The 23,012-nt window shown below is 71.6% G+C and carries 18 protein-coding genes and 2 riboswitches; of the genes, 7 read left to right on the forward strand and 11 right to left on the reverse strand.

Annotated elements, in window-relative coordinates:
- Window positions 1-58: 58 nt before the first annotated feature.
- From mnmA to RV983_RS12010, 8 genes are all read right to left on the reverse strand, one after another.
- Complete coding sequence (mnmA, locus tag RV983_RS11975) at window positions 59-1,222, reverse strand: tRNA 2-thiouridine(34) synthase MnmA (protein ID WP_475985779.1); 1,164 nt, start codon at window positions 1,220-1,222, stop codon at window positions 59-61.
- 24 nt (window positions 1,223-1,246) lie between these two features.
- On the reverse strand, window positions 1,247-2,416 hold the full coding sequence (locus RV983_RS11980) for a cysteine desulfurase family protein (protein WP_475985780.1): 1,170 nt from the start codon (window positions 2,414-2,416) through the stop codon (window positions 1,247-1,249).
- Window positions 2,417-2,526: 110 nt separating this feature from the next.
- The gene (locus RV983_RS11985) at window positions 2,527-3,192 is read right to left on the reverse strand and encodes a trimeric intracellular cation channel family protein (protein ID WP_475985781.1); all 666 of its coding nucleotides are present in this window, start codon (window positions 3,190-3,192) and stop codon (window positions 2,527-2,529) included.
- A gap of 34 nt (window positions 3,193-3,226) precedes the next feature.
- Window positions 3,227-4,291: an ABC transporter ATP-binding protein gene (locus tag RV983_RS11990; RefSeq protein WP_475985782.1), complete on the reverse strand. Its 1,065-nt coding sequence runs from the start codon at window positions 4,289-4,291 to the stop codon at window positions 3,227-3,229.
- An 11-nt stretch (window positions 4,292-4,302) separates the two neighbouring features.
- Window positions 4,303-5,364 carry an ABC transporter ATP-binding protein gene (locus RV983_RS11995; protein ID WP_475990291.1) on the reverse strand — a complete coding sequence of 354 codons (1,062 nt, stop codon included), beginning with the start codon at window positions 5,362-5,364 and terminating at the stop codon, window positions 4,303-4,305.
- Window positions 5,365-5,573: 209 nt separating this feature from the next.
- Window positions 5,574-6,587: an ABC transporter permease gene (locus tag RV983_RS12000; RefSeq protein ID WP_475985783.1), complete on the reverse strand. Its 1,014-nt coding sequence runs from the start codon at window positions 6,585-6,587 to the stop codon at window positions 5,574-5,576.
- Between the two features lie 78 nt (window positions 6,588-6,665).
- A complete protein-coding gene (locus RV983_RS12005; RefSeq protein WP_475985784.1) occupies window positions 6,666-8,426 on the reverse strand; it encodes an ABC transporter substrate-binding protein in 1,761 nt (586 codons plus the stop codon).
- A 65-nt stretch (window positions 8,427-8,491) separates the two neighbouring features.
- Window positions 8,492-9,490 (reverse strand): ABC transporter permease, encoded by a 999-nt coding sequence (locus RV983_RS12010; RefSeq protein ID WP_475985785.1) that lies wholly within the window; start codon window positions 9,488-9,490, stop codon window positions 8,492-8,494.
- A 284-nt stretch (window positions 9,491-9,774) separates the two neighbouring features.
- Between RV983_RS12010 and RV983_RS12015 the strand changes: the two genes are divergently transcribed.
- Window positions 9,775-11,286, forward strand: a complete 1,512-nt coding sequence (locus RV983_RS12015) for a DUF885 family protein (RefSeq protein WP_475985786.1) — start codon at window positions 9,775-9,777, stop codon at window positions 11,284-11,286.
- Window positions 11,287-11,337: 51 nt separating this feature from the next.
- On the opposite strand, the gene RV983_RS12020 is transcribed toward RV983_RS12015, so the two are convergent.
- Together RV983_RS12020 and RV983_RS12025 are read right to left on the reverse strand one after the other, a co-directional pair.
- Window positions 11,338-12,114 (reverse strand): enhanced serine sensitivity protein SseB C-terminal domain-containing protein, encoded by a 777-nt coding sequence (locus RV983_RS12020; RefSeq protein WP_475985787.1) that lies wholly within the window; start codon window positions 12,112-12,114, stop codon window positions 11,338-11,340.
- Between the two features lie 54 nt (window positions 12,115-12,168).
- Window positions 12,169-12,939, reverse strand: a complete 771-nt coding sequence (locus RV983_RS12025; RefSeq protein ID WP_475990292.1) for an enhanced serine sensitivity protein SseB — start codon at window positions 12,937-12,939, stop codon at window positions 12,169-12,171.
- 205 nt (window positions 12,940-13,144) lie between these two features.
- Between RV983_RS12025 and RV983_RS12030 the strand changes: the two genes are divergently transcribed.
- On the forward strand, window positions 13,145-13,945 hold the full coding sequence (locus tag RV983_RS12030; RefSeq protein WP_475985788.1) for a hypothetical protein: 801 nt from the start codon (window positions 13,145-13,147) through the stop codon (window positions 13,943-13,945).
- A gap of 38 nt (window positions 13,946-13,983) precedes the next feature.
- Here RV983_RS12030 and RV983_RS12035 read toward each other — a convergent pair whose 3' ends face one another.
- Window positions 13,984-14,673, reverse strand: a complete 690-nt coding sequence (locus RV983_RS12035; protein ID WP_475985789.1) for an AAA family ATPase — start codon at window positions 14,671-14,673, stop codon at window positions 13,984-13,986.
- Window positions 14,674-14,845: 172 nt separating this feature from the next.
- A riboswitch (glycine riboswitch) is annotated at window positions 14,846-14,948 on the forward strand.
- Between the two features lies 1 nt (window position 14,949).
- A riboswitch (glycine riboswitch) is annotated at window positions 14,950-15,074 on the forward strand.
- Window positions 15,075-15,132: 58 nt separating this feature from the next.
- Between RV983_RS12035 and gcvT the strand changes: the two genes are divergently transcribed.
- The 5 genes from gcvT (at window position 15,133) to RV983_RS12060 (ending at window position 22,903) form a co-directional block, all read left to right on the forward strand.
- Window positions 15,133-16,245: a glycine cleavage system aminomethyltransferase GcvT gene (gene gcvT, locus RV983_RS12040; protein WP_475985790.1), complete on the forward strand. Its 1,113-nt coding sequence runs from the start codon at window positions 15,133-15,135 to the stop codon at window positions 16,243-16,245.
- Between the two features lie 88 nt (window positions 16,246-16,333).
- A complete protein-coding gene (gcvH, locus tag RV983_RS12045) occupies window positions 16,334-16,714 on the forward strand; it encodes a glycine cleavage system protein GcvH (RefSeq protein WP_360909670.1) in 381 nt (126 codons plus the stop codon).
- A 65-nt stretch (window positions 16,715-16,779) separates the two neighbouring features.
- Window positions 16,780-18,051, forward strand: a complete 1,272-nt coding sequence (gene glyA / locus RV983_RS12050) for a serine hydroxymethyltransferase (protein WP_475985791.1) — start codon at window positions 16,780-16,782, stop codon at window positions 18,049-18,051.
- A gap of 154 nt (window positions 18,052-18,205) precedes the next feature.
- On the forward strand, window positions 18,206-19,588 hold the full coding sequence (locus RV983_RS12055; RefSeq protein ID WP_475985792.1) for an L-serine ammonia-lyase: 1,383 nt from the start codon (window positions 18,206-18,208) through the stop codon (window positions 19,586-19,588).
- Between the two features lie 876 nt (window positions 19,589-20,464).
- Complete coding sequence (locus RV983_RS12060; RefSeq protein WP_475985793.1) at window positions 20,465-22,903, forward strand: hypothetical protein; 2,439 nt, start codon at window positions 20,465-20,467, stop codon at window positions 22,901-22,903.
- Window positions 22,904-23,012: the final 109 nt, after the last annotated feature.

Consider the following 23,012-nt stretch of genomic DNA (forward strand, 5'->3'; position numbering starts at 1 on the left):
ATCACCGGGCCGCACCGGGCGTCCGACGGAGGCGGTGCCCCGGTCCGGTCCGGTCCGGTCAGGCCGGGGCGGCGGCGCGGGCGCGGCGCTCGGTGGCGGCGATGGTGGCCGAGCCGACCACGCGGGTGCCGTCGTACAGCACGACCGCCTGACCCGGCGCGACCCCGCGGACGGGATCGCCCGTGAAGCGGACGCGCAGCTCCTCCCCCGCCAGCTCCGCCACGACCGGCACGTCCTCGCCGTGCGCGCGCAGCTGCGCGGTGTACGTCCGCGGACCGTCCACGACCGGCGCGGTGCCGCACCAGCGCGGGCGGATGGCGGTGAGCGCGATGACGTCGAGGGCATCGGCGGGGCCGACCGTGACGGTGTTGTTCACCGGAGAGATGTCCAGGACGTAGCGGGGCTTGCCGTCGTCCGCCGGGACGCCGAGCCGCAGGCCCTTGCGCTGGCCTACGGTGAAGCCGTAGGCGCCGTCGTGGGTGCCCAGGCGGTTGCCGTCCTCGTCGAGGATGTCGCCCTCGGCGGTGCCGAGCCGCCGGGCGAGGAAGCCCTGGGTGTCGCCGTCGGCGATGAAGCAGATGTCGTGGCTGTCCGGCTTCTTCGCCACGGACAGACCGCGGCGGGCCGCCTCGGCGCGGATCTCGCCCTTGGTGGTGAGGGTGTCGCCGAGCGGGAACATCGCGTGCGCCAGCTGCCGCTCGTCCAGGACGCCGAGAACGTACGACTGGTCCTTGGCGGCGTCGGAGGCGCGGTGCAGCTCGCGGCTGCCGTCGTCGCCCACGAGGACCGTGGCGTAGTGGCCGGTGCACACGGCGTCGAAGCCGAGGGCGATCGCCTTGTCCAGCAGCGCCGCGAACTTGATCTTCTCGTTGCAGCGCAGGCACGGGTTGGGAGTGCGGCCGGCGGCGTACTCGGCGACGAAGTCGTCGACGACGTCGGCGCGGAAACGCTCGGCGAGGTCCCAGATGTAGAAGGGGATGCCGATCACATCGGCGGCCCGGCGGGCGTCGTTGCTGTCCTCGATCGTGCAGCAGCCGCGCGCGCCGGTACGGAACGACTGGGGGTTCGCGGACAGCGCCAGGTGCACGCCGGTCACGTCGTGCCCCGCTTCGGCGGCACGGGCGGCCGCGACGGCCGAGTCGACTCCACCGCTCATCGCGGCGAGCACGCGGAGGCGACGGCCGTCGCCAGGGCCTGTGGGTGCACCGGGGAAGTCAGTCATAGCGCTGTCAACAATACGCGCGCCTCAGGACAGTCCGGCGCTGCGGGCGCGGGCGACGACCGGGGTGATGGCGGTCACGAGGGCGTCGACGTCGGCGGGGGTGGAGGTGTGGCCGAGGGAGAAGCGCAGGGAGCCGCGGGCGAGGTCGGGGTCGGCGCCGGTGGCGAGGAGGACGTGACTGGGCTGGGGGACACCGGCGGTGCAGGCGGAGCCGGTGGAGCACTCGACCCCCTGGGCGTCCAGCAGGAGGAGCAGGGAGTCGCCCTCGCAGCCGGGGAAGGAGAAGTGCGCGATGGAGGCGAGACGGCCCTCCGGGTCGGGGTCGCCGTTGAGGATGACGTCGGGAACGGCGGCGCGGACCCGGGCGACGAGGTCGTCGCGCAGGGCGCCGACGTCCCGGGTGAACTCCTGGCGGCGCTCGGCCGCGGACGTGCCGGCGACGGCGAAGGAGGCGACCGCGGGAACGTCGAGCGTGCCGGAGCGCACGCCGCGCTCCTGGCCGCCGCCGTGGAGCAGCGGCACGGGGCCGACCTCGCGGCGCAGCACCAGGGCGCCCACGCCGTAGGGCCCGCCGACCTTGTGGCCGGTGACGGTCATCGCGTCGAGCCCGCAGGCCGCGAAGTCCACCTCGGCCTGGCCGAGCGCCTGGACGGCGTCGGAGTGCAGGGGTACGCCGAACTCCCGCGCGACGGCGCTGAGTTCCTTGATCGGCATGATCGTGCCGACCTCGTTGTTGGCCCACATCACGGTGGCCAGGGCGACATCGTCCGGGTCGCGGGCGATGGCCTCGCGCAGCGCTTCCGCGTGCACACGCCCGTATCCGTCGACGGGCAGCCACTCCACGCGCGCGCCCTCGTGCTCGGCGAGCCAGTCGACGGCGTCCAGGACGGCGTGGTGCTCGACGGGGCTGGCCAGCACGCGCGTGCGCCGCGGGTCGGCCTCGCGCCGCGCCCAGTACAGGCCCTTGACGGCGAGGTTGTCGGCCTCGGTGCCGCCCCCGGTGAAGACGATCTCGCTGGGCCGGGCGCCGAGCGCCGCGGCCAGTGCTTCGCGGGACTCCTCCACCGTGCGCCGGGCCCGTCTGCCGGCCGCGTGGAGGGAGGAGGCATTGCCGGTGACGGCGAGATGCGCGGTCATCGCCGCCATGGCTTCCGGCAGCATCGGTGTCGTGGCGGCGTGGTCGAAGTAGGCCATGGTGACCCCGATTCTACGGGTCCCCCGACCGCGCGGAGCCGCCCCGGCGGCCCGTCAGGACCCTGGTGCCGGGCAGGACAGGCACCGTCCGGCACGCGCCGTGGCACGTCTCACACGGCGGCGTCCTCCTCGGCCCGGCTGCGCCGGTGCCAGGCGCGCGGGGCGCGCCAGTGGAAGCGCATCGCCAGCAGCCGCAGCCCGAAGGCAACCACGACGGCGACGACACCGGTGGCGGGGGTCAGCGCCCCGAAGTGGATGAGCAGGGCCACGATGGAGGCCCCGGCGATGGCCGGCACGGCGTACAGGTCGCGGTCCCAGCGCAGCAGGGACGGCACCTCGTTGCCGAGCAGGTCGCGCAGGACACCGCCGCCGACCGCGGTGGCGAGGCCGAGCGTGGCGGAGGCGGTGAGGTTGAGGCCGTGGTCGTAGGCCTTGGTGGTGCCGGTCACACAGAACAGGCCGAGCCCGGCGGCGTCGAAGACGCTGATGGTGGTGTTGATCCGCTCCACGTGCGGGTGGAGAAAGAACACCACCGCGGTCGCGATGAGGGGGGTCAGGAAGTACCCGAGGTCGGTGAAGGCGGCCGGCGGGACCGCCCCGATGATCAGGTCCCTGATCAGCCCTCCGCCCAGCGCCGTGACCTCGGCGAGCACCGCCATGCCGAACACGTCGTAGTTCTTGCGTACGGCGAGCAGTGCGCCGGAGATCGCGAAGACGAAGATTCCGGCGAGGTCGAGCGTGTGCTGGACGGAGGGGCTGAACAGTTCGGTGTGCACCGGTCCCATTGTGCCGGGGGGCCGGTCGGGTCGATCAGGCCTTTCCTGCGGCCTTCCGCGCGGGTCCCGTCCCGCCACCGGACTCCCCGCCGGCGTTCTCGGGGTGGTGGCAGGCCACCTGGTGGCCGGTGGCCAGTGCGACCAGCGGCGGCTCGGTGGTCTTGCACACCTCGGTCGCCTTCCAGCACCGGGTGTGGAAACGGCAGCCCGGCGGCGGCGCGATCGGCGACGGGACGTCACCGGTGAGCAGGATGCGCTCCCGCTCCGTCCGGCGCTTGGGGTCCGGCACCGGCACCGCGGAGAGCAGGGCGTTGGTGTACGGGTGCATCGGCTTGGTGTAGAGGTCTTCGCGGTCGGCGACCTCGACGACCTTGCCGAGGTACATGACCGCGATGCGGTCCGACACGTGCCGGATGACCGACAGGTCGTGCGCGATGATCACGTACGTCAGGCCGAGCTCCGACTGGAGGTCGTCCAGGAGGTTGACCACCTGGGCCTGGATGGAGACGTCCAGCGCGGAGACCGGCTCGTCCGCCACCACGAGCTTCGGCTTGAGCGCCAGCGCGCGGGCGATGCCGATGCGCTGCCGCTGGCCGCCCGAGAACTCGTGCGGGTAGCGGTTGTAGTGCTCGGGGTTGAGGCCGACCAGCTCCAGAAGGTTCTGTACTTCCTTCTTGATGCCGTGCTCGGTCTGCACCTTCTGCAGCGTGAACGGCGCCCCGACGATCGTGCCGACGGTGTGACGCGGGTTCAGCGAGGAGTACGGGTCCTGGAAGATCATCTGCACGTCGCGGCGGAGCGGGCGCATACGGCCCGTGCCGAGGTGCGTGATGTCCCGGCCGTCGAACTCGACGGTCCCGCTGGTCGGTTCGAGCAGCCGGGTGATGAGCCGGCCCATGGTGGACTTGCCGCAGCCGGACTCGCCCACCACACCCAGGGTCTCCCCCGCGTTGACGTGGAAGTCGATGCCGTCGACGGCCTTGACCGCGCCGACCTGACGCCGCAGCAGACCCTTGGTGATCGGGAAGTGCTTGACCAGGCCGCTCACCTTGAGCAGGGCATCCGACCCGTCGGCGGTCGGCTCCTGGGGGATCGTCATCTCCTGGCCTTTCACAGCTTCGGCGCAATCTCTTCGGTCCAGATGCGCTCCCGGTCCGCCGTACGCAGGTGGCACGCCGCGAGGTGCCCGGCGCCGACATCGCGCAGCTCCGGCACGACCGTGGTGCTGGCGCCGTCGGTGAGCCCCGCGTACGGGCAGCGCGGGTGGAAGGCGCACCCGGAGGGCACGTTGATGAGGCTGGGCGGCGACCCCTTGACCGGGATCAGCCGGTCCGTGCGCTCGCGGTCGATGCGCGGCATCGAGCCCAGCAGGCCCCAGGTGTAGGGGTGCTGCGGCTCGTAGAACACCTTCTCGGCGCTGCCGCGCTCCACGCACCGGCCGCCGTACATCACCAGCAGGTCGTCGGCGAGCTCCGCCACGACGCCCAGGTCGTGGGTGATCATGATGACCGCGGAGCCGAACTCCTTCTGCAGATCCCGGATGAGGTCCAGGATCTGCGCCTGCACGGTGACGTCGAGCGCGGTGGTCGGCTCGTCGGCGATCAGCAGCTCCGGGTTGTTGGACAGCGCCATGGCGATCATCGCGCGCTGCCGCATACCGCCGGAGAACTGGTGCGGGTAGTCCGCGAAGCGCTTGGCGGGCTCGGGGATGCCCACCCGGTCGAGCATCTCCACGGCCCGGACACGGGCCGCCTTCTTGCTCACCGCGTGGTGCACCCGGTACGCCTCGACGATCTGCGCGCCCACCGTGTAGTAGGGGTGCATCGCGGACAGCGGGTCCTGGAAGATCATCGCCATCTTGCTGCCGCGCAGCCGCCTGACATGGTCCTGGTCGGCCCCGATGAGCTCCTCGCCGTCCAGCCAGACCTCACCGGAGATCGTGGCCTTGGCCGTGCGGTGCAGACCCATGATCCCGAGTGAGGTGACCGACTTGCCGGAACCCGACTCGCCGACGATGCCGAGCGTGCGGCCGCGCCGGAGGTCGAAGCTCAGCCCGTCCACCGACTTGACCAGGCCGTCGTCGGTGTTGAAGTGGATCTTCAGGTCGCGCACCGAGAGGAACGCGCCGTCGGCGTCCGGGAGGACGCCGGGCCCGGGCTCCCCGACCGCCAGGGACGCCCGGGGCTGCTGCGCCGGGACGGCGGCCGCCGGAGCGGCGGCCTCCTCGCCGGCGGAGGCGTCCGCCGCGACGCCCTCGGGGGACGCGGTGTCCACGACCGTCTCCGTGCCGGAACCGTCCTTCGCGGACGTGGCCTCCACGGAAGCCTTCGAGGAGGCTTCCGTGGCCCCGGACGAGCCGTTCGAGGTGCTGTCGGCGGTGCTCACGAGAACCTCACCCTGGGGTCGATGGCGGCGTACACAAGGTCCACCAGGAGATTGCAGACGACGATGAAGAAGGCGGCGACCAGGGTCACACCCAGCACGATCGGCAGGTCGTTGTCCTGGACGCCGGAGACGGCGTAGGCGCCGATCCCATGGAACGAGAACACGTTCTCCGTGATGACCGCGCTGCCGATGAGCAGACCGAAGTCCATGCCGAAGATGGTGACGATCGGGGTGAGCGCGGCCCGCAGACCGTGCCGGACGACGACCTTGCGCTCCCGCAGGCCCTTGGCCCGCGCGGTGCGGATGTAGTCCTCACCCATCGTCTCCAGCATTCCGGCCCGGGTGAGCCGGGCGTACAGCGCGGAATAGAGGAAGGCGAGGGTGCACCAGGGAAGCAGCAGGTTCCATGCCCAGTCCGCCGGATTCTCGGTGAACGGCACGTAGTTGATGCCGTCCCCCCAGATCGGGATCTGGAACTGGAACACACCGAGCACCAGGATGCCGGTGAAGAAGATGGGGAGGGAGACGCCCGCGAGGGCCACACCCATCGAGAGGCGGTCGAAGAGCGAACCCCGCTTGAGCGCGGAGACCACACCCACCGCCACACCGCTGATCACCCAGAAGACCGCCGCGCCGATGGCCAGCGAGAAGGAGACCGGGATGCGGTCCTTGAGCTGCGGCCAGACCTCGACATGGGACTTGAAGGAGTAGCCGAAACAGGGGGCGTTGCAGTGGGTGGCGTCCGGGCCGAACTTGTAGTCGGCGCCGACGACCAGTCCCTTGAGGAAGTGCCAGTACTGCTGGTACAGCGGCAGGTCGAACCCGAGGTTCTTCTTGACCGCTGCGATGGATGCGGGGTTGGCGTCCTTGCCCACGTACTGGGTCGCCAACTGGGTGGTGGTCTGGCCGCCCAGGCGGGGGACCAGGAAGAAGATCGCAAAGGTGACTGCGCTGACGACCAGCAGCAGGATCACCGCGGCGAACACGCGTCGAATGATGTACGCAGCCACAGCCGTGCGGCGTCGGGCCCGCCGGACCGGGGGGTCACCCGGTCCGGCGGGACACCGATGCCTTCACCTGCCTTCCGATTACTTGGACGAACCCATCAGCAGGTAGTCGTACATTCCGAGGTACGCCTGGGTCACCGTGACGTTGGTGGCCGACGGCGGACGGTAGAGGAGGTTCTTGCGCCACAGCAGCGGCACCACCGAGGCGTTCTCCATGACCATCTTGTCGATGTCGCCCCAGGCCTTGGTGCGGGCCGCGGAGTCGGTGTTCGCGATCGCGTCGGCCAGGGCCTTGTTGATGGCCGGGTCGTTCAGCTCCATCAGGTTGTTGCCACCCGAGGGCTTGATCGCGGAGCCGTCGACGATCTGGTCGAGGAAGCCGTAGCCGGTCGGCCAGTCGGCACCCCAGGCCATCATCATCAGGCCGATCTTGTGCTGGTGCACGTAGCTCGGCACACCGACGTAGTTCGAGAAGTACTTGCCGGCCGGGAAGGTCTGGATCTTGGCGTCGATGCCGACCTTCTTGAGCGAGGCCTGGATCGCGGTGGCCATGGCGACCTCGGACGGGCGGTCCGTGCGCGCCGTCAGCGTGGTGCTGAAGCCGCTCGGCTTGCCGCAGGCGGTCAGGGACGCCTTGGCCTTGGTCGCGTCACCCTTGTCGCCCGGGGTCTCGTACAGGTTGAACTTGTTGAAGCCGTTCACCGACGGCGGGATCAGCGTGGAGGCGACGTCGCCCTTCACGCCACCACCCGCGGCCGCCTGGACCGAGGCCTTGTCGAGCGCCCACTGGACGGCCTTGCGGCAGTCGGCGTTGTCGAACGGCGCGACGTTGACGTTCATCGCCAGGTACGAGGTCGCACCGGCGATGGAGTTGTCGCTGTTCTTCAGGTTCTTCGGGCTGGTGAGGATCTTCGGCTGGGTCTGCGGCTGCACACCGGCGCCGGCACCGTCGACCGTGCTGTTGTCGGCCAGCAGGTTGTTGTCGATGGTGAGCGGGTTGACCTTCAGCTTCAGCACGAACTTGTCCGGCAGCGCCGTACGGATCGGGTCCGTCGCCTTGTCCCACTGCGGGTTGCGGACCAGCGTGGCACCCGAACCCTCGGTGTACGAGGAGAACTTGTACGGGCCGGTGGACTGGATGTGCTGGACGTACGTCGCGCCCGTGTCCTTCGCCGCCGGCACGGGGGCCGTCTGCGAGAAGGTCGCCAGGTAGTCGAAGTCCGCGAAGGGCTTGCTGAGGTGGAAGACGATGGTCTTGTCGTCCGGGGTCTCGATGGACTTCAGGCCCTCGGGGGACTTGTCCTTGTACGGACCCTGGTACTTGTCGCCACCCTCGAGGTAGGCCTTGAAGTACGTCGGGCCGTTGGCCATGACCTCGGGCGCGAAGTTGCTGCGCTCGACCGCGTACTTCACGTCCTTGGACGTGACCGGAGTGCCGTCCTCGAACTTGACGCCGTCACGGAGGGTGTAGGTCCAGGTCTTGGCGTCCGCGGACGCCTTGCCCAGGCCGGTGGCCAGGTCCGGGACGAGCTCGAGGCCCTCCTTGCCCGCGGCGGGCTTGAACGTCAGCAGAGTGCGGCCGTACAGACGGGAGAAGTTCTGCACCCAGCCGTAGTACGTGTTGCCCGGGTCCAGGGAGTCCGGCACGTCGGAGTCCTCCATCGTGACCGTCCCCCCCTTCTTGTCCGACTTGTTGACGATCTGGGTCAGCGCGGCGTCCTTGGCGGCCGTGCTCTTGCCGCTGCTCGAGCCGCCGCTCTTGTTGCCACTGCTGCACGCCGACGCGCCCAGGGCCATTGCCGTGGCAAGCGCCACGATGGCCGTTGCTTTTCTGCTGTTCATGCCGAGGTAAGCCCCCTCATTCGGTGATGTTGCTGCACTGCGGAGCGCATTGACCGCGCGCCGAGTCACTTGCTGCGGGGGTCGAGGGCGTCTCGCAGCCCGTCGCCCAGCAGGTTGAACGCCAAGACGGTGATGAAGATGGCCAGGCCCGGCACGAACATGTACTGCGGGTCCGCCTGGAACACGTCGACCGCGCTGGTCAGCATGTTGCCCCAGGATGCCTGCGGCGGCGCGATACCGACCCCGAGGAAGCTCAGCGCCGCCTCGAAGAGGATGTTGGTCGGGATCAGCAGCGTCGAGTAGACGAGGATCGGCGCCACCAGGTTGGGGAGCAGTTCCCGGAAGAGGATGAACGGCCCGCGGGCGCCGAGGCTGCGGGCCGCGTCCACGAACTCGCGCTCCCTCAGGCTCAGGGTCTGGCCGCGCACGATGCGTCCCATGTACGGCCAGTTGAAGAAGCCGATGACGAAGATCAGCACGCAGATCCGCAGCGGCAGCCCGTTCAGCCCGAAGGCGCCGTCCTGCAGCGAGGCCGAGATGGAGATGGCGAAGAGCAGGAGCGGGAACGCCAGGAAGATGTCCATCATCCGGCTGATCAGGCTGTCGACCCAGCCGCCGTAGTAGCCGGCGACGATGCCGAGAACGGTTCCGATCACGTTGGAGAGGATCGTCGCGCCGGTGGCGACCAGGAGCGAGATCCAGGAGCCCTCGATGATGCGGGCCAGGATGTCGCGTCCGAACTGTGGGTCCACACCCAGCGGGTGGTGCCAGCTCATGCCGCCCCAGCCGCCCTTGGGGGACAGCAGTTCGGCATCGACCAGATCCTGGTGGAACGCGTTGGGGTCGAGATGGAAGACCATCTCGATGGGCTTGGCAAGTACCGCCAGCAGCACCAGGAGGATCACGACGATGCCACCGGCCACGGCCACCTTGTCACGCTTGAAGCGCATCCAGGCGATCTGGCCGAGGGAACGTCCCTCGATCTGGCTCCGGGTGGCCCCGCTCAGCACAGCCTCCGGCGGTGCCTCGGTCTGTGAAGCGGTGGTCTCTATCGGTGCGGTCATGGTGAAACTGACCCCTCTCGCCGGCGGGTTACCGGCGCGCGCCCGCCGCTGTAGCGGCTTTACTCATCGATGGTGCTGGTGGTGCTGAGGTGCTGTGGCAGGTGAAAGCAGAGGTTTGAAACCCCCTTGGCGGGTGAGTCTGGATGCTGGCCGCGATCACACACCAGACCTGACGGTGAATGTATGCGCAACCGTGATGTGGTGACGGTTCGCCCGTTATTACCACGGTGTTACGCGCGTTGACAGATCGCCGGGAGTGCTCCCGAGTCGCTACCGTCGGACCCATGAATGATCGGCTGCGCGCGGTGTGCGACCTCATGGTCCCGGTGGTCAGGGAGATGGCAGGGCTACACGAGTACGACGGTCAGGTCCAGGATCTGTCACCGGACGGCGTGCGCCGCGGCCTGTCCGCGCTGACCCACGCGCGACGCCGCGAAGCGGCCCTTCCGGACACGCACGACGAACGGCACTTGTCGGTCTTCGAGGACACCCTCAAGGTCCAGTACGGCGAGCTGGAGCTGCACCGGCGTGATCCCTATCCCCATTTGTCGAACCTCGAACTGACCGCCTACGACCGGGAGTACGCGTCGCACGAGGAGCTCGCGGAGGCCCGCAGACGGCATCTGGCGCAGTGGCCGGACGCGGTGGACGCGGCCGTCGCGTCCCTCGACCGGGTGAGTGCGCCCGTCGCCGGGGCACTCCTCGGGGCGGTCCGCGGGCTGGCCGCCGGCCTCGACCCGGAGCAGGAGCCGGAGGCCGGTCCCGCGCTCGCCGCGCACCGCCGGCTGGTGGACCACATCGCCCGCGCCGCCGAGACCGGCGACCCCGACCCGCGGCTCGGCGGCGAGGCTCTCGCCCTGCTGATGGGCAGTCAAGAGGGTCTGCCGGTGGACCTGTCCGCGCTCGCGGAGGAGGCGGAGCGCGAACGCGACCGGCTCACCGAGCTGTTGACCGAGTCCTGCCGGCAGCTCGACCCGGAGCACACCGTCGGCGAGCTGATCCCGCGGCTGCTCGCCGACCATCCCGGCGCGGAGGGGGTGATCCCCGAGGCCGCCCGGCTCACCGAGGAGGTCATCGAGTTCACCCGGCGCCGGGGACTCGTGCCGTGGCTCGACGGGGACTGCCTCGTGGGCCCCGCGCCGCCGTCGCGGCGCTGGTCCATGGCGATGATGACCTGGGCCGCCCCGGAGGAGGCCGACAGCGCCTCCTGGTACCACGTCACCCCGCCGGAGCCGGACTGGCCGGAGGAGGATCGCGAGGAATGGCTGTCGGTCTTCAGCCGCACCAGCCTGCCCGCGATCACCGTGCACGAGGTCGCGCCCGGGCACTTCGCCCACGGCCGGGCGCTGCGGCACGCACCCACCCAGGTCCGGCGGGTCCTGCACTCGCTCTCCTTCTGCGAGGGCTGGGCCCACTACGCCGAGGAGGTCTGCCTGGAGGAGGGCTTCCGCTCCCGCGACCCGCGCTTCGCCATCGGCGTGGCCCTCGAGGCGCTCGTCCGCGTCACGCGGCTCGTCTGCGCCATCGGACTGCACACGGGGGCGATGACGCTGGAGGAGGCCACCTCGCGGTTCATGCGCGACGCCCACCTCGCGCGCGCGGGCGCCGCCTCCGAGGCCCGCCGGGGAACGTTCGACGCCGCCTACGGGCGGTACACCTGGGGCAAGTTGGAGATCATGCGGTTGCGCGAGCGGGCCCGGCGGGAGTGGGGCCGGGACTTCACCTTGCAGCGGTTCCACACGTCCCTGCTGGAGCTCGGCAGCCCGCCGCTCGGACTGATCTCCGCGGTGCTCTGACGGGCCCCCGGAGGCGGCCGAGGGCGGACCGGTGAGCCGCCTTGAGAGGGCTCAGTGGCGCTGCGGCGCCCAGCCCTGGACGGCGCTCGCGGCACCGCCGCCCGCGTGGGCGTCACGGTCGTAGAAGGGTGACGCGGCGGCCCGCATCCACATGCCGACGGGGTCGTACTCGTCGGCGAGCGGGACCGCCGCGACGGGCAGCCCCTGGGGCACCGCGGCGAGGGCGGACTGCATCATCAGACGCACCGTCTCCGCGGACTGGGGGCCGGCGTCGTAGAGGTCGACGCCGATCGCGAGATACGGCTCGCCGACGGTCGGCTGGACCCAGGCGCGCCGCAGCGAACGCACCGCGGGGGTGCGGTGGGCCTGCTGGGACAACAGGGCGTAGTACTGCGGGATCTGGAGCGCGGGCTCGGCTATCCGCAACGGCCCCGCGGGGGCCTGGTCCAGGCCGAGACCGATCCGGCGCAGGTCGAGCCAGGGGACGCCGACCCCGCCGCCGGGGGCGTGCGGGTTGAGCCACAGGCCCCAGCGGTCCGGGAAGAGCGAGGCGGCGATCTCCCGGCCGGACACGACCTCGTGGGCGCGGCTCCAGCCGCTGGCGGCCAGTTCGCGCGAGGAGGTCACACAGGGGGCGTAACCGAAGCCGCCCACCTCCATGTTGCCGTACTGCGCGTCCGCGCCGCCGGGCGTGCCCTGCCACAGCAGCATCCAGACCTCGCCGTCGGCGAGGGAGCGCAGCAGCGTCTCGTACGCGTCGAACCTACCGGGCGTCACCTGCCGCAGCGCATGCTCCAGCCCACCGTCCCCTCCCGCGCCCGCGCCCACGTGACCCGCCCTTCCGCCTCTGCGTCGTCTGCTGCCTCGCCTGCCGGACCAAGGTTATGCGCCGGTGCCGACAAAGAAGGGTCGCACGCGCTCGACCATCCAGTCCCCCACGGGGTCCTGTGCGACGTCGAGGAGGACGAGATTGACCTGCCACGGCACCTGGACGGCGCCGAGCGCGCGCCCGAGCGCGGTCATCGCGGCGACCCGGTCCTCCTCCTGCCAGCGGTCGAGCTCGACGCCGATGAAGAGCGCGGCCGGGTCCCCCTCGACGCTGGCCAGGGCCCGACGCGCGGTGAGGACGACCGGGGTGACCGCGAACTCGCCCGCGGCGGCGGCCAGGAACTCCACCGGCTCGTCGTCCGGCGAGGGCTCCCACAGCCGCACCCGGGCGCCGGTCGGCGTGCCGGGCTCACGGCCGGTGCGGCACAGTTCCATGACGGCCGGCGGCGGCAGCGGAATCCCCACCGCGCCCCCGGGGTTGACGGCGATCCCCACCTGCGGCGGCAGTCCGCGGGCGAACTCCCGGGCCGGGGCGACGGCGAAGTCCATGCCCTGCGCGGCATGGAGGAACTGCTGCTCGGAACTGAACACCGGGACGAAGGCGCCCCCGCCGAGCTCGATGGTGGGCAGGTCCAGATCGGAGTTGGCCTGGCTGCCGCCGGCCGGGAGCGGGATCCACAACTCCGAGCGGCCGAGCACCTCCAGGACCCGGGCGGTCGCGCCGGGATCGCCGAGGGCCGCGGTGAGGACTTCCTCAAGTTCGTTGGCGGGCCAGGTGCCGGCGGCCGGTCCGGCGGCGAACGCCGGGGCGAATCCGTCGGGTATCCGCTGCCCAGGGATGTTCACTGCGTCTCGCCTCGCAATATCCGGTCGTGGTGCCCTCTCCCAAAACCCTATCCGCAGGCGGGCCGCACGGACCCCTCCGGGCCTGGAACCGTCACACTCTGCGACCGTCCGGTTGCGAGGGGTCATGACTTCTCACAAGGTGGGGCAGGCAAGTACAAAACCCTCACTTGGGAGATTCCTCAATATGCGCATCACCAGGACCACCTCCGCCCTCATAGCGGCCGCCGTCTGCGGCTCGCTGACGATGGGCCTCACCGGCGGTGTCGCGAGTGCCCACGCCCCGGTCCGGATCTCGGCCGTTCACCTGGCGGCTGCCGCCGACGCGGCGGAGACCGGCCGTGCCGAGCTCATCGCCAAGCTGGGTGACACGCTGTCGATCGGCGCGAAGCTCACTCAGGAGGCCCAGGCCCAGGCTCCCGACTCCGCGAAGCTCGATGAGCTCCGCCAGGGCCTGGAGGAGGCGACCCAGCAGTTGTCCACGGTCGTCGACCAGTCCGCCTCCCCGGCCGACCCGTCGCAGACCGACCAGTCCGGCGCCGACCCGGCGGCCGGGTTCCCGGCCGACCCCACTGCCGACCCGCAGTCCGCCGACGTCGCGGAGCCCGCCGACGGCGCCGAGCGCGCGGCGGACGCCGTGTCCGACGTCCAGAAGCAGCTCGACAAGCTGGTGGCCGACGTCGCCACGCTGCTGAAGGCGGTCCTGGCCAAGGACCTCGCGGGGGTGACCGCCGGCGTGACCACCGTCGTCGGCGACCTGCAGGCGCTTTTGCTGTCCGTGCCGAAGCTGCTGACCGGTGCGCTCCCCCTTCCCATCCCCCTGCCGCTGGAGGACGGGTCGGCGCAGGACCCGCAGGCTCCCGACGTCCTGGCGCCCCAGGACCAGGCTGCGAACCCGCAGGCTCCCGACGTCCTGGCGCCCCAGGACCAGGCTGCAAACCCGCAGGCTCCCCAGATGCCCGTGGCCCCTGCCCCGCAGGTCCAGTAGTCCGGGCAGTCACCGCACCACCGTGGCGGCCCGGCCGCTCAGCCGTCGAAGTCGATGGCCTCGAGCCGCCGGGCCGCTTCGCGGTCCAGCAGCACCGCCGAGGTGCACGCGGCCGGCAGCCGGCCCTTTTCCGCCGCGCGCAGCAGCCGCCGCGAGGCCCGCTGGTGCCGGGCCATGGCGTACGCAGACACCCCCCGCCCCCGCACGCGCTGCCCGTCCAGGGCGGCCTCCACGGGCACGTCGAGCAGCACCAGGTGCATCCCCCGGCCGCGGCGCCGGGCCTCCCGGCCGACCCAGGCCCGTACCCACGGCAGGGTGCCGCAGTCGTGCAGGGCGACACCGGCCCCGGAACGCAGGGCCCGCCACAGCCCCACGTAGTGGGCCAGCCGCACCAGGGGGCGGTAGGCGGCGTACGGCAGCAGGCGCGGCATCCGGGTCTGCCAGCGCTCGCGCACGTCCTGGGAGTCGATCAGCCAGGCGTCACCGGACACGCGGCGCATCAGCGTGCTCTTGCCGCCGCCGGGGAGCCCGGAGACGATCAGGATGTCGCCGGCCGGGTAGCGCAGCCGCCGTACCCGGGCCTGGCCCGCCCGCAGGTCGACCAGCCTGCGCGGGCGCACGGAGTGCCCGGCGCGGACCGCGCCGCGGGGAGGGACCGCCGGCCGGACGGCCACCGGACGGGGAGCGGCCGGTGCCCCGGCCGTCGCATACGCACTCTGCCACCGCACAGTCGCCCTCCCGGTATGACTTTCAAGAAATGGTAAATCCTCGGTATGCGTCTACCCAGGGAAGCAACGCGGTGACGACACGATCGGGACCCGACCGGGACATCGGGGACACGGCCGAGACAAGGCGGAGCGGCCGTGCAATGATGGCGACCTCAATCACATATCGGCCGTTCGAGGCCGCGCGGGAGAGTTCCCCGCTCCCGCCGTGGCGGGCGGGGCGCCGAAGGAGCAAGTCCTCCCTTGAATCTCTCAGGCACAGATACCGCGCGTCCGAGGCACATCTGAAAAGCGGGCGAGCCCTCCCGGTCCGGGGCGGCCGCCCCACCCAAGGTGCAAACCGGGGCTCCTCCGCACGGAGGGTCCAGGTGAACCTCTCAGGTTCCGATGACAGATGGGGAGGGCAAGCCCCCCTCCTGTCATCGCCCGACCTGTCTTTCCATGTCCTTGGGAGCCCGCCCGATGAGTGAACCCCGCCGTACCGCGCTGGACGCCCTGCACCGGTCCCTCGGTGCCACCATGACCGACTTCGCGGGCTGGGACATGCCGCTGCGGTACGCCAGCGAGCGCGACGAGCACACCGCCGTACGGACCCGGGCCGGTCTCTTCGACCTGTCCCACATGGGCGAGATCACGGTCACCGGCCCCGCCGCGGGCGAGGCCCTGGACCACGCGCTGGTCGGCCACATCTCCGCGCTGGCCGTCGGCCGCGCGCGCTACACGATGATCTGTTCGCCCGACGGCGGCATCCTGGACGACCTGATCGTCTACCGCCTCGGTGACCAGGAGTACATGGTCGTCGCCAACGCCTCCAACGCGCAGGTGGTCCTGGACGCCGTGACCGAGCGCGCGGCCGGCTTCGACGCCGCCGTGCGCGACGACCGGGACGCCTACGCGCTGATCGCCGTCCAGGGACCGCAGTCCCCCGGCATCCTGAAGTCGCTGACCGACGCCGACCTCGACGGCCTGAAGTACTACGCCGGGCTGCCCGGCACGGTCGCCGGCGTCTCCGCGCTGATCGCCCGCACGGGGTACACCGGAGAGGACGGCTTCGAGCTGTTCGTCGACCCGGCCGACGCCGAGAAGCTGTGGCAGGCGCTGACCGACGCGGGTGTGGACGCCGGCCTGGTGCCGTGCGGCCTGTCCTGCCGGGACACGCTGCGCCTGGAAGCGGGCATGCCGCTGTACGGGAACGAACTGACCACCGCCCTCACCCCGTTCGACGCCGGCCTCGGCCGGGTCGTGAAGTTCGACAAGCCCGGTGACTTCGTCGGCCGGCAGGCGCTGGCCGCCGCCGCGGAGCGCGCCGCGGCCGAGCCGCCGCGCAAGCTGGTCGGCCTGGTCGCCGAGGGCCGCCGGGTCCCGCGGGCGGGCTACCCGGTGGTGGCCGGCGGCGCCGTGATCGGTGAGGTCACCTCGGGCGCCCCGTCCCCGACCCTGGGCAAGCCGATCGCCATGGCGTACGTGGACGCCGCGCACGCCGCGCCGGGCACCTCCGGTGTGGGCGTGGACATCCGCGGTACGCATGAGCCGTACGAGGTGGTGGCCCTGCCGTTCTACAAGCGGCAGCGCTGAGGTTCCCGCCCGCACACCGGGCACAGCCGTCCCACCTGTCAAGACAGCCGTTCATCAGCACATTCCGTCATCCAGGAGAATTCACGTCATGAGCAACCCCCAGCAGCTGCGCTACAGCAAGGAGCACGAGTGGCTGTCGGCCGCGGACGCGGACGGCGTGTCCTCGGTGGGCATCACCGAGCACGCGGCGAACGCCCTCGGCGACGTCGTCTACGTCCAGCTCCCGGCGGTCGGCGACTCGGTGTCCGCGGGCGAGACCTGCGGCGAGCTGGAGTCGACCAAGTCGGTCAGCGACCTGTACTCCCCCGTCTCCGGTGAGGTCACCGAGGTCAACGAGGACGTCGTCAACGACCCCTCCCTGGTGAACTCGGCCTCCTTCGAGGGCGGCTGGCTGTTCAAGGTGAAGGTGTCCGAGGAGCCCGCCGACCTGCTCTCGGCGGACGAGTACACCGCCTTCACCGGCAGCTGACGCCGCCGCGGCGCCCCCGCCGCCCCGACCTGCCCACCCCGACCTCCGGACGGATGACCCCCCAGATGTCGCTTCTCAACAGCTCCCTGCACGAGCTCGACCCCGACGTCGCCGCAGCCGTCGACGCCGAACTGCACCGCCAGCAGTCCACCCTGGAGATGATCGCCTCGGAGAACTTCGCTCCGGTCGCGGTCCTCCAGGCCCAGGGCTCGGTGCTGACCAACAAGTACGCCGAGGGCTACCCCGGCCGCCGTTACTACGGCGGCTGCGAGCATGTCGACGTCGTCGAGCAGCTCGCCATCGACCGGGTCAAGGCGCTGTTCGGCGCCGAGCACGCCAACGTCCAGCCGCACTCGGGCGCGCAGGCCAACGCCGCCGCGATGTTCGCGCTGCTGAACCCCGGCGACACGATCCTGGGCCTGAACCTCGCCCACGGCGGGCACCTGACCCACGGCATGAAGATCAACTTCTCCGGCAAGCTCTACAACGTGGTCGCCTACCACGTGGACGCCGAGACCGGCCAGGTCGACATGGCCGAGGTCGAGCGCCTCGCCAAGGAGTCCCGCCCGAAGCTGATCATCGCCGGCTGGTCCGCGTACCCGCGGCAGCTGGACTTCGCGGCCTTCCGGCGGATCGCCGACGAGGTCGGCGCCTACCTGATGGTCGACATGGCGCACTTCGCCGGCCTGGTCGCGGCGGGTCTCCACCCCTCCCCCGTGCCGCACGCGGACGTCGTCACCACGACCACGCACAAGACTCTGGGCGGCCCGCGCGGCGGCGTCATCCTGAGCAAGGCGGAGTTCGCCAAGAAGATCAACTCGGCGGTCTTCCCCGGCCAGCAGGGCGGCCCGCTGGAGCACGTCATCGCGGCGAAGGCGGTGGCCTTCAAGGTCGCTGCGAGCGAGGAGTTCAAGGACCGCCAGGTCCGCACCCTGGAGGGCGCGAAGATCCTCGCCGAGCGGCTGACGCAGGCCGACGTCACGGCGGCGGGCGTCTCGGTGCTGTCCGGCGGCACGGACGTGCATCTGGTCCTGGTCGACCTGCGCGACAGCGAGCTGGACGGGCAGCAGGCCGAGGACCGCCTCCACGAGATCGGCATCACGGTCAACCGCAACGCCGTCCCGAACGACCCGCGCCCGCCGATGGTCACCTCGGGTCTGCGCATCGGCACGCCCGCGCTGGCCACCCGCGGCTTCGGCACCGAGGACTTCCGCGAGGTCGCCGACATCATCGCCGAGGCCCTCAAGCCGGGCTTCGACCCGGAGAGCGCCAAGGCGCTCGGCGCCCGGGTCGCCGCACTCGCCGAGAAGCACCCGCTGTACCCCGGCCTGAAGTAACGGCCGTCACCCGGTGTGCGGGACCGCCCGGGCGGGCGGTCCCGCACACTGGACCTTGCGCGCCACACCCGCGCGCGCCATCCGCACCACCCGGCGGCGATCCCGCCGGCCACCCACGGACAACGGGGTCCGTGAACCCGAGGAGTTCTTCACCGTGGCCATTTCCGTCTTCGACCTCTTCTCGATCGGCATAGGCCCGTCCAGTTCGCACACCGTGGGCCCGATGCGCGCCGCCCGGATGTTCGCCCAGCGACTGAAGAACGACGGACTGCTGGTCGGCGTCGCCTCCGTGCGCGCCGAACTCTTCGGGTCCCTCGGCGCCACCGGACACGGCCACGGCACCCCCAAGGCGGTCCTGCTGGGCCTGGAGGGCGACTCCCCCCGCACCGTCGACGTGGACACCGCCGACGAGCGTGTCGAGCTCATCCGCAGCAGCGGCCGCATCAACCTGCTCGGCGCCCACGAGATCCCCTTCTCCGTCGACAACGACCTGGTCCTGCACCGGCGCCGTTCGCTGCCGTACCACGCCAACGGCATGACCCTCTTCGCCTACGACGAGGCCGGCGTGCCCGTGCTGGAGAAGACCTACTACTCGGTCGGCGGCGGCTTCGTCGTCGACGAGGACGCGGTCGGCGAGGACCGCATCAAGCTCGACGACACCGTGCTGAAGTACCCCTTCCGCACCGGCGACGAGCTGCTGCGCCTCACCCGGGAGACCGGCCTTTCCATCTCCGGCCTGATGCTGGAGAACGAGAAGGCCTGGCGCTCCGAGGCCGAGATCCGCACGGGACTGCTGGAGATCTGGGGCGTCATGCAGACATGCGTGAACGCCGGCCTCACCCGCGAGGGCATCCTCCCCGGCGGCCTGAAGGTGCGCCGCCGCGCCTCCGCCACCGCCCGTCAGCTGCGGGCCGAGGGCAGCACCGCGGCGCACGCGATGGAGTGGGTCACCCTCTACGCGATGGCCGTCAACGAGGAGAACGCCGCCGGCGGCCGCGTCGTCACCGCCCCCACCAACGGCGCCGCCGGGATCATCCCGGCCGTGCTCCACTACTACGTCAACTTCGTCGCCCAGGCGTCGACGGAGGCCGAACGGGAGGACGGCGTCGTCCGCTTCCTGCTCGCCGCCGGTGCGATCGGCATGCTCTTCAAGGAGAACGCCTCCATCTCCGGCGCCGAGGTCGGCTGCCAGGGCGAGGTCGGCTCCGCCTGCTCCATGGCCGCGGGCGGCCTCGCCGAGGTCCTCGGCGGCGGCCCGGAGAAGGTCGAGAACGCCGCCGAGATCGGCATGGAGCACAACCTCGGCCTCACCTGCGACCCCGTCGGCGGCCTCGTCCAGATCCCCTGCATCGAGCGCAACGGCATGGCCGCGGTCAAGGCCGTCACGGCGGCCCGGATGGCGATGCGCGGCGACGGACGGCACCACGTCTCCCTCGACAAGGTCATCAAGACCATGAAGGAGACCGGGGCCGACATGAAGGTCAAGTACAAGGAGACGGCGCGGGGCGGGCTCGCGGTCAACGTCATCGAGTGCTAGGGGAACAGGCCCTGACCTGCGAAGTTTCATCTTTCGCAGCTGTCAGGGCCTTCCCTGTTTGCACTGCGGGAAGTCCCCGGTAAGTCCCTCGGGCAGAGCTGAAAGTCCCTGAGGTCCCCAGGAAATCCCTGCACGAGACCTTCCGGCCGGCAGTCAAGGGCACCTCAGTGAGCTCAGCGGCGCACGCGGCACCGCCGGCCTCGATTGGAGCGGCCGGAGTCCGTGCAGTCCACGCAGCCCGAGGTCTCGGCCTAGCACGCACATGCGCGCAAGACCGACATGTCGCGATCGGCGCGACCCTGCGCCGGCAGGGGAAACGGCGCGAGGCGCCCGTACCAGGACCGGGCTCACACGACTCCGGTCGGTCGGCGACAATCTCCGTCGGCAGGGTCGCCCAGGGGGCTGTTCTCCCGGAAGCAGCCTGTCGTCAACCGTCCGACCACGTTGACGACGGACTCCGGGGGCAACCTGGCCGCGACTCACCGCGGTGAGTCATGGGGAGCGAGCGGAACGACGAAGCGCGGGGAACGCCGTCGTCCACGGTGGGGGCGACATCGCGGTCATCACCTGCCAGGGCGGGGACGGAGCAAGGGTGACATTCGCGGGTCACGGCGAAGAGGGGGGCCTGCCGCGGCGGAGAGCGCGATCGCGTCGGACGGGTGCCGCGGGCACCACCACCGCGTGCGGTGCGGCGCACGGCACGCCGACGGACGGCGCCCCCGGTTGCCGGCGAAGCGTGCGCACACCCCGTGATCGCATGGCGGGCGCAGCCGCTGCTGCCCCGGCACCCGCGAGTGCCCTGGTGGAGATCCGGTCGCGGCGACGTCGGCGCGAGCGTTTTCGGTGAATCGGTATGTGTAGGACAAGGAAGGCCCCATGAGCCGCTGGCGCGAGACGTTGGCCAGGCGAGGCGCCGGCGCGAGCGTTCCGCCGCGCAGGCAACCCGCGAGTCGGCCCGGTGACGACCCCGCCCCCCAGGTGCTCGTCGAGGACCACGGCGGACTGCTGGTGCTGCGGACACCCACCGACGACAGCCTGGACCCGGCCGACGTCAGTGACCTGGCCCGCACCATGGCGTCGCCGGACGGCACGGCCACGATCGTCGTCGCCGTGGAGCCGGCCGCGCACAGCGGGCTGTGGCCACGACTCCGCGAGGTACTGGACACCCTCCAGGCGGACGGCACCCGGACCGTGCGTCTGGTGCTCGCCGGGGCCGGCGACGACCGCCCCGGCCGCGCCGCCACGGCCCGGCGTATCGCCGACGCCTGGAACATGACGGTCGAGGCTCCCGACGGACCGGTGGTGGTGGTGCCGGGTGGTTCGGCGTTCGTGCCGCCCGGCACCGGCGGGTGGCGGCGCTTCGTACCGGGGCGGGCGCCGGTGCCGCTCGGGCCGCGCACGCCGACTCCCCGGTGGCAGACCGCGCTTCGCCGGATCTCCGCGACCGCGGTCAGCGGCTGCGTGGTGGACCAGGTTCCGGCAGGTCTGCTGATCCGCCCCGCGGGTTCGGCCGCACCGCGCCCGGGTGACCTCTTCCACACCGTCCCGGTCGATCCCCGGCGGGCCGCCGTGATCGTCGGCGTCCCCTTCGGTGAGGACATCGCGGCATCGGACGTCGTCACCCTGCTGGAGGCCGTGCCGGCCGAGGAGTGCAGCGTGCGCCTCGTGCCAGGAGGGAGAGCCGATCTGCTGCCCCTGGCCCAGTCGGTCGCCTCGACGCTGGGCATCGAGGTCGAGGTCACCACGGGCCTCCCCCTGTTCGCCTCCGACGGACCCATGGGGCGCTATGGAGTGCGCTCGGCGATGGTCGACCCCGACGAGGTGCCGCGGTGGCTGCCGTACGTCGACGCGGTCGTCTGCGCTCCCGCGGGCACGGCGGACCGCCCGCGCCCGCCGCGGCTGCTGCGCTGGTTCGCACCCGAGGGGATCGTCGGGCCCCGCACCGTGGACGGCCCCGCCGCGAACGGGGAGTTCCTCCTGTCTCCCGAGTGGCGTGTCGTGGTCACCAGGGCCGGACTGTGGGTCGGCCCCACCGGTGGCACCCCGGTCCCGCACAGCGACCGGCCGGTGAACCACGACGGTCCCGTGATCGACATCGGTCGCCCCGGCGACCGTCTCACGGCGACGCTGTGGCCCGCCGTGTCCCGTGTGCTCGCGGCGGTGAATCCCGGCGTCCGCGCCCTCACCACGCTCCACGTCCACGCCGCCCCGTCCGACGGCGGCCTTGCGCTGCGGGCCCTGGCGGCGGAGCACAGCCTGCGCGTCATCCGCTTCTCCCCCACCCGAGAGGTACGTCCACCCGCCCCCGGGGAGTCCGGGACCCCTGGGACGCATGTGGGCCCGGCCGCGGAGAGCGCGAGCAGCCCCCAGGGCACACCGCCGAAGCCGCCCCGGCCCCTGGACGAGCGCGGCCCGCTGGGGGCCGCCGAGCACCGCAGGGGCCCCTCACCCGCCCCCCGCGGCACGGCCCCGGCGGCGCCCCTGCCCGGCCCCGCCGCCCCGCCGCCGCGGGCGACGGGGACACCGAGCCGTCCGCCAACCCCGCACGCCCCGCAGGAGGCCGGACACGCCGCCAGGGGCCCCGTCCCGATGTCGCCGCGCCACCGCAGCACGCCCGAAGAACGCAGCGCCTTCCGCGGCTTCGCCGGTGCGGCGTGGGAGCGGCACAGCTCCGCCGTACGCCGGGCGATGACCGAACTGCCCGTACCTCAGGGGCAGGAGAAGAACGCCGTCCACGACGATCTCGTCGCCGTCCGCATGTACCTGGAGCAGACCGACAGTCCGCATCGCCACGCCGAGCTGCGGGAGGCGCTGCGTTCGGGCGAGCCCCGGTCGCTGTCCTGGCTCGCCTGCCTGACTTCCGGGCTGCAGTGGCTCCCGCCCCACCGCGGAGCGGTCCTGCGCGGGGCACCCCACCTCGGCACCGGCCGTATCCCGCGCCCCGGCCAGATGCTCTACGGTGCGGCCCCGGTGGGTGGTCTGCCGATCGGTCAGGCCGATACCGTCACGGGGGCGCCGGCGGCGTACGCGATCTGGTCCCTCATGGGCCGCGCAGCGGGCCCGCTGCGCGAGGGAGCTAACGAGATCGTGTTCGCTCCGGGAACGAAGTACCGGGTGCTCGACGTACGTAGGCGGGACGGCGAGCCACTGGTCCTCCTCCGCCAATTGCCCGACCGGCCCACGGCCGGGACCGCCGACGCTCTGGAGGACGCCGACGAGACCGCGCTGACCCGTCTCGAACAGGCGCTGACGGAGCTGACCTGGGGCACCGGTCCATGGCCGGCGTGCTGCAGCGGAGGCATCGGCGACCACTGAGAGCAGGCACAACCACGTAGCAACGGGCCGGCCGCGTCGGGGCGCCTGGCCGTCCCCGAGTCCCCGGCACACAACGACATACAGGAGCCCGTCCTTGCAGCACCAGAAG

It is taken from the genome of Streptomyces sp. RLA123 (assembly GCF_056270165.1).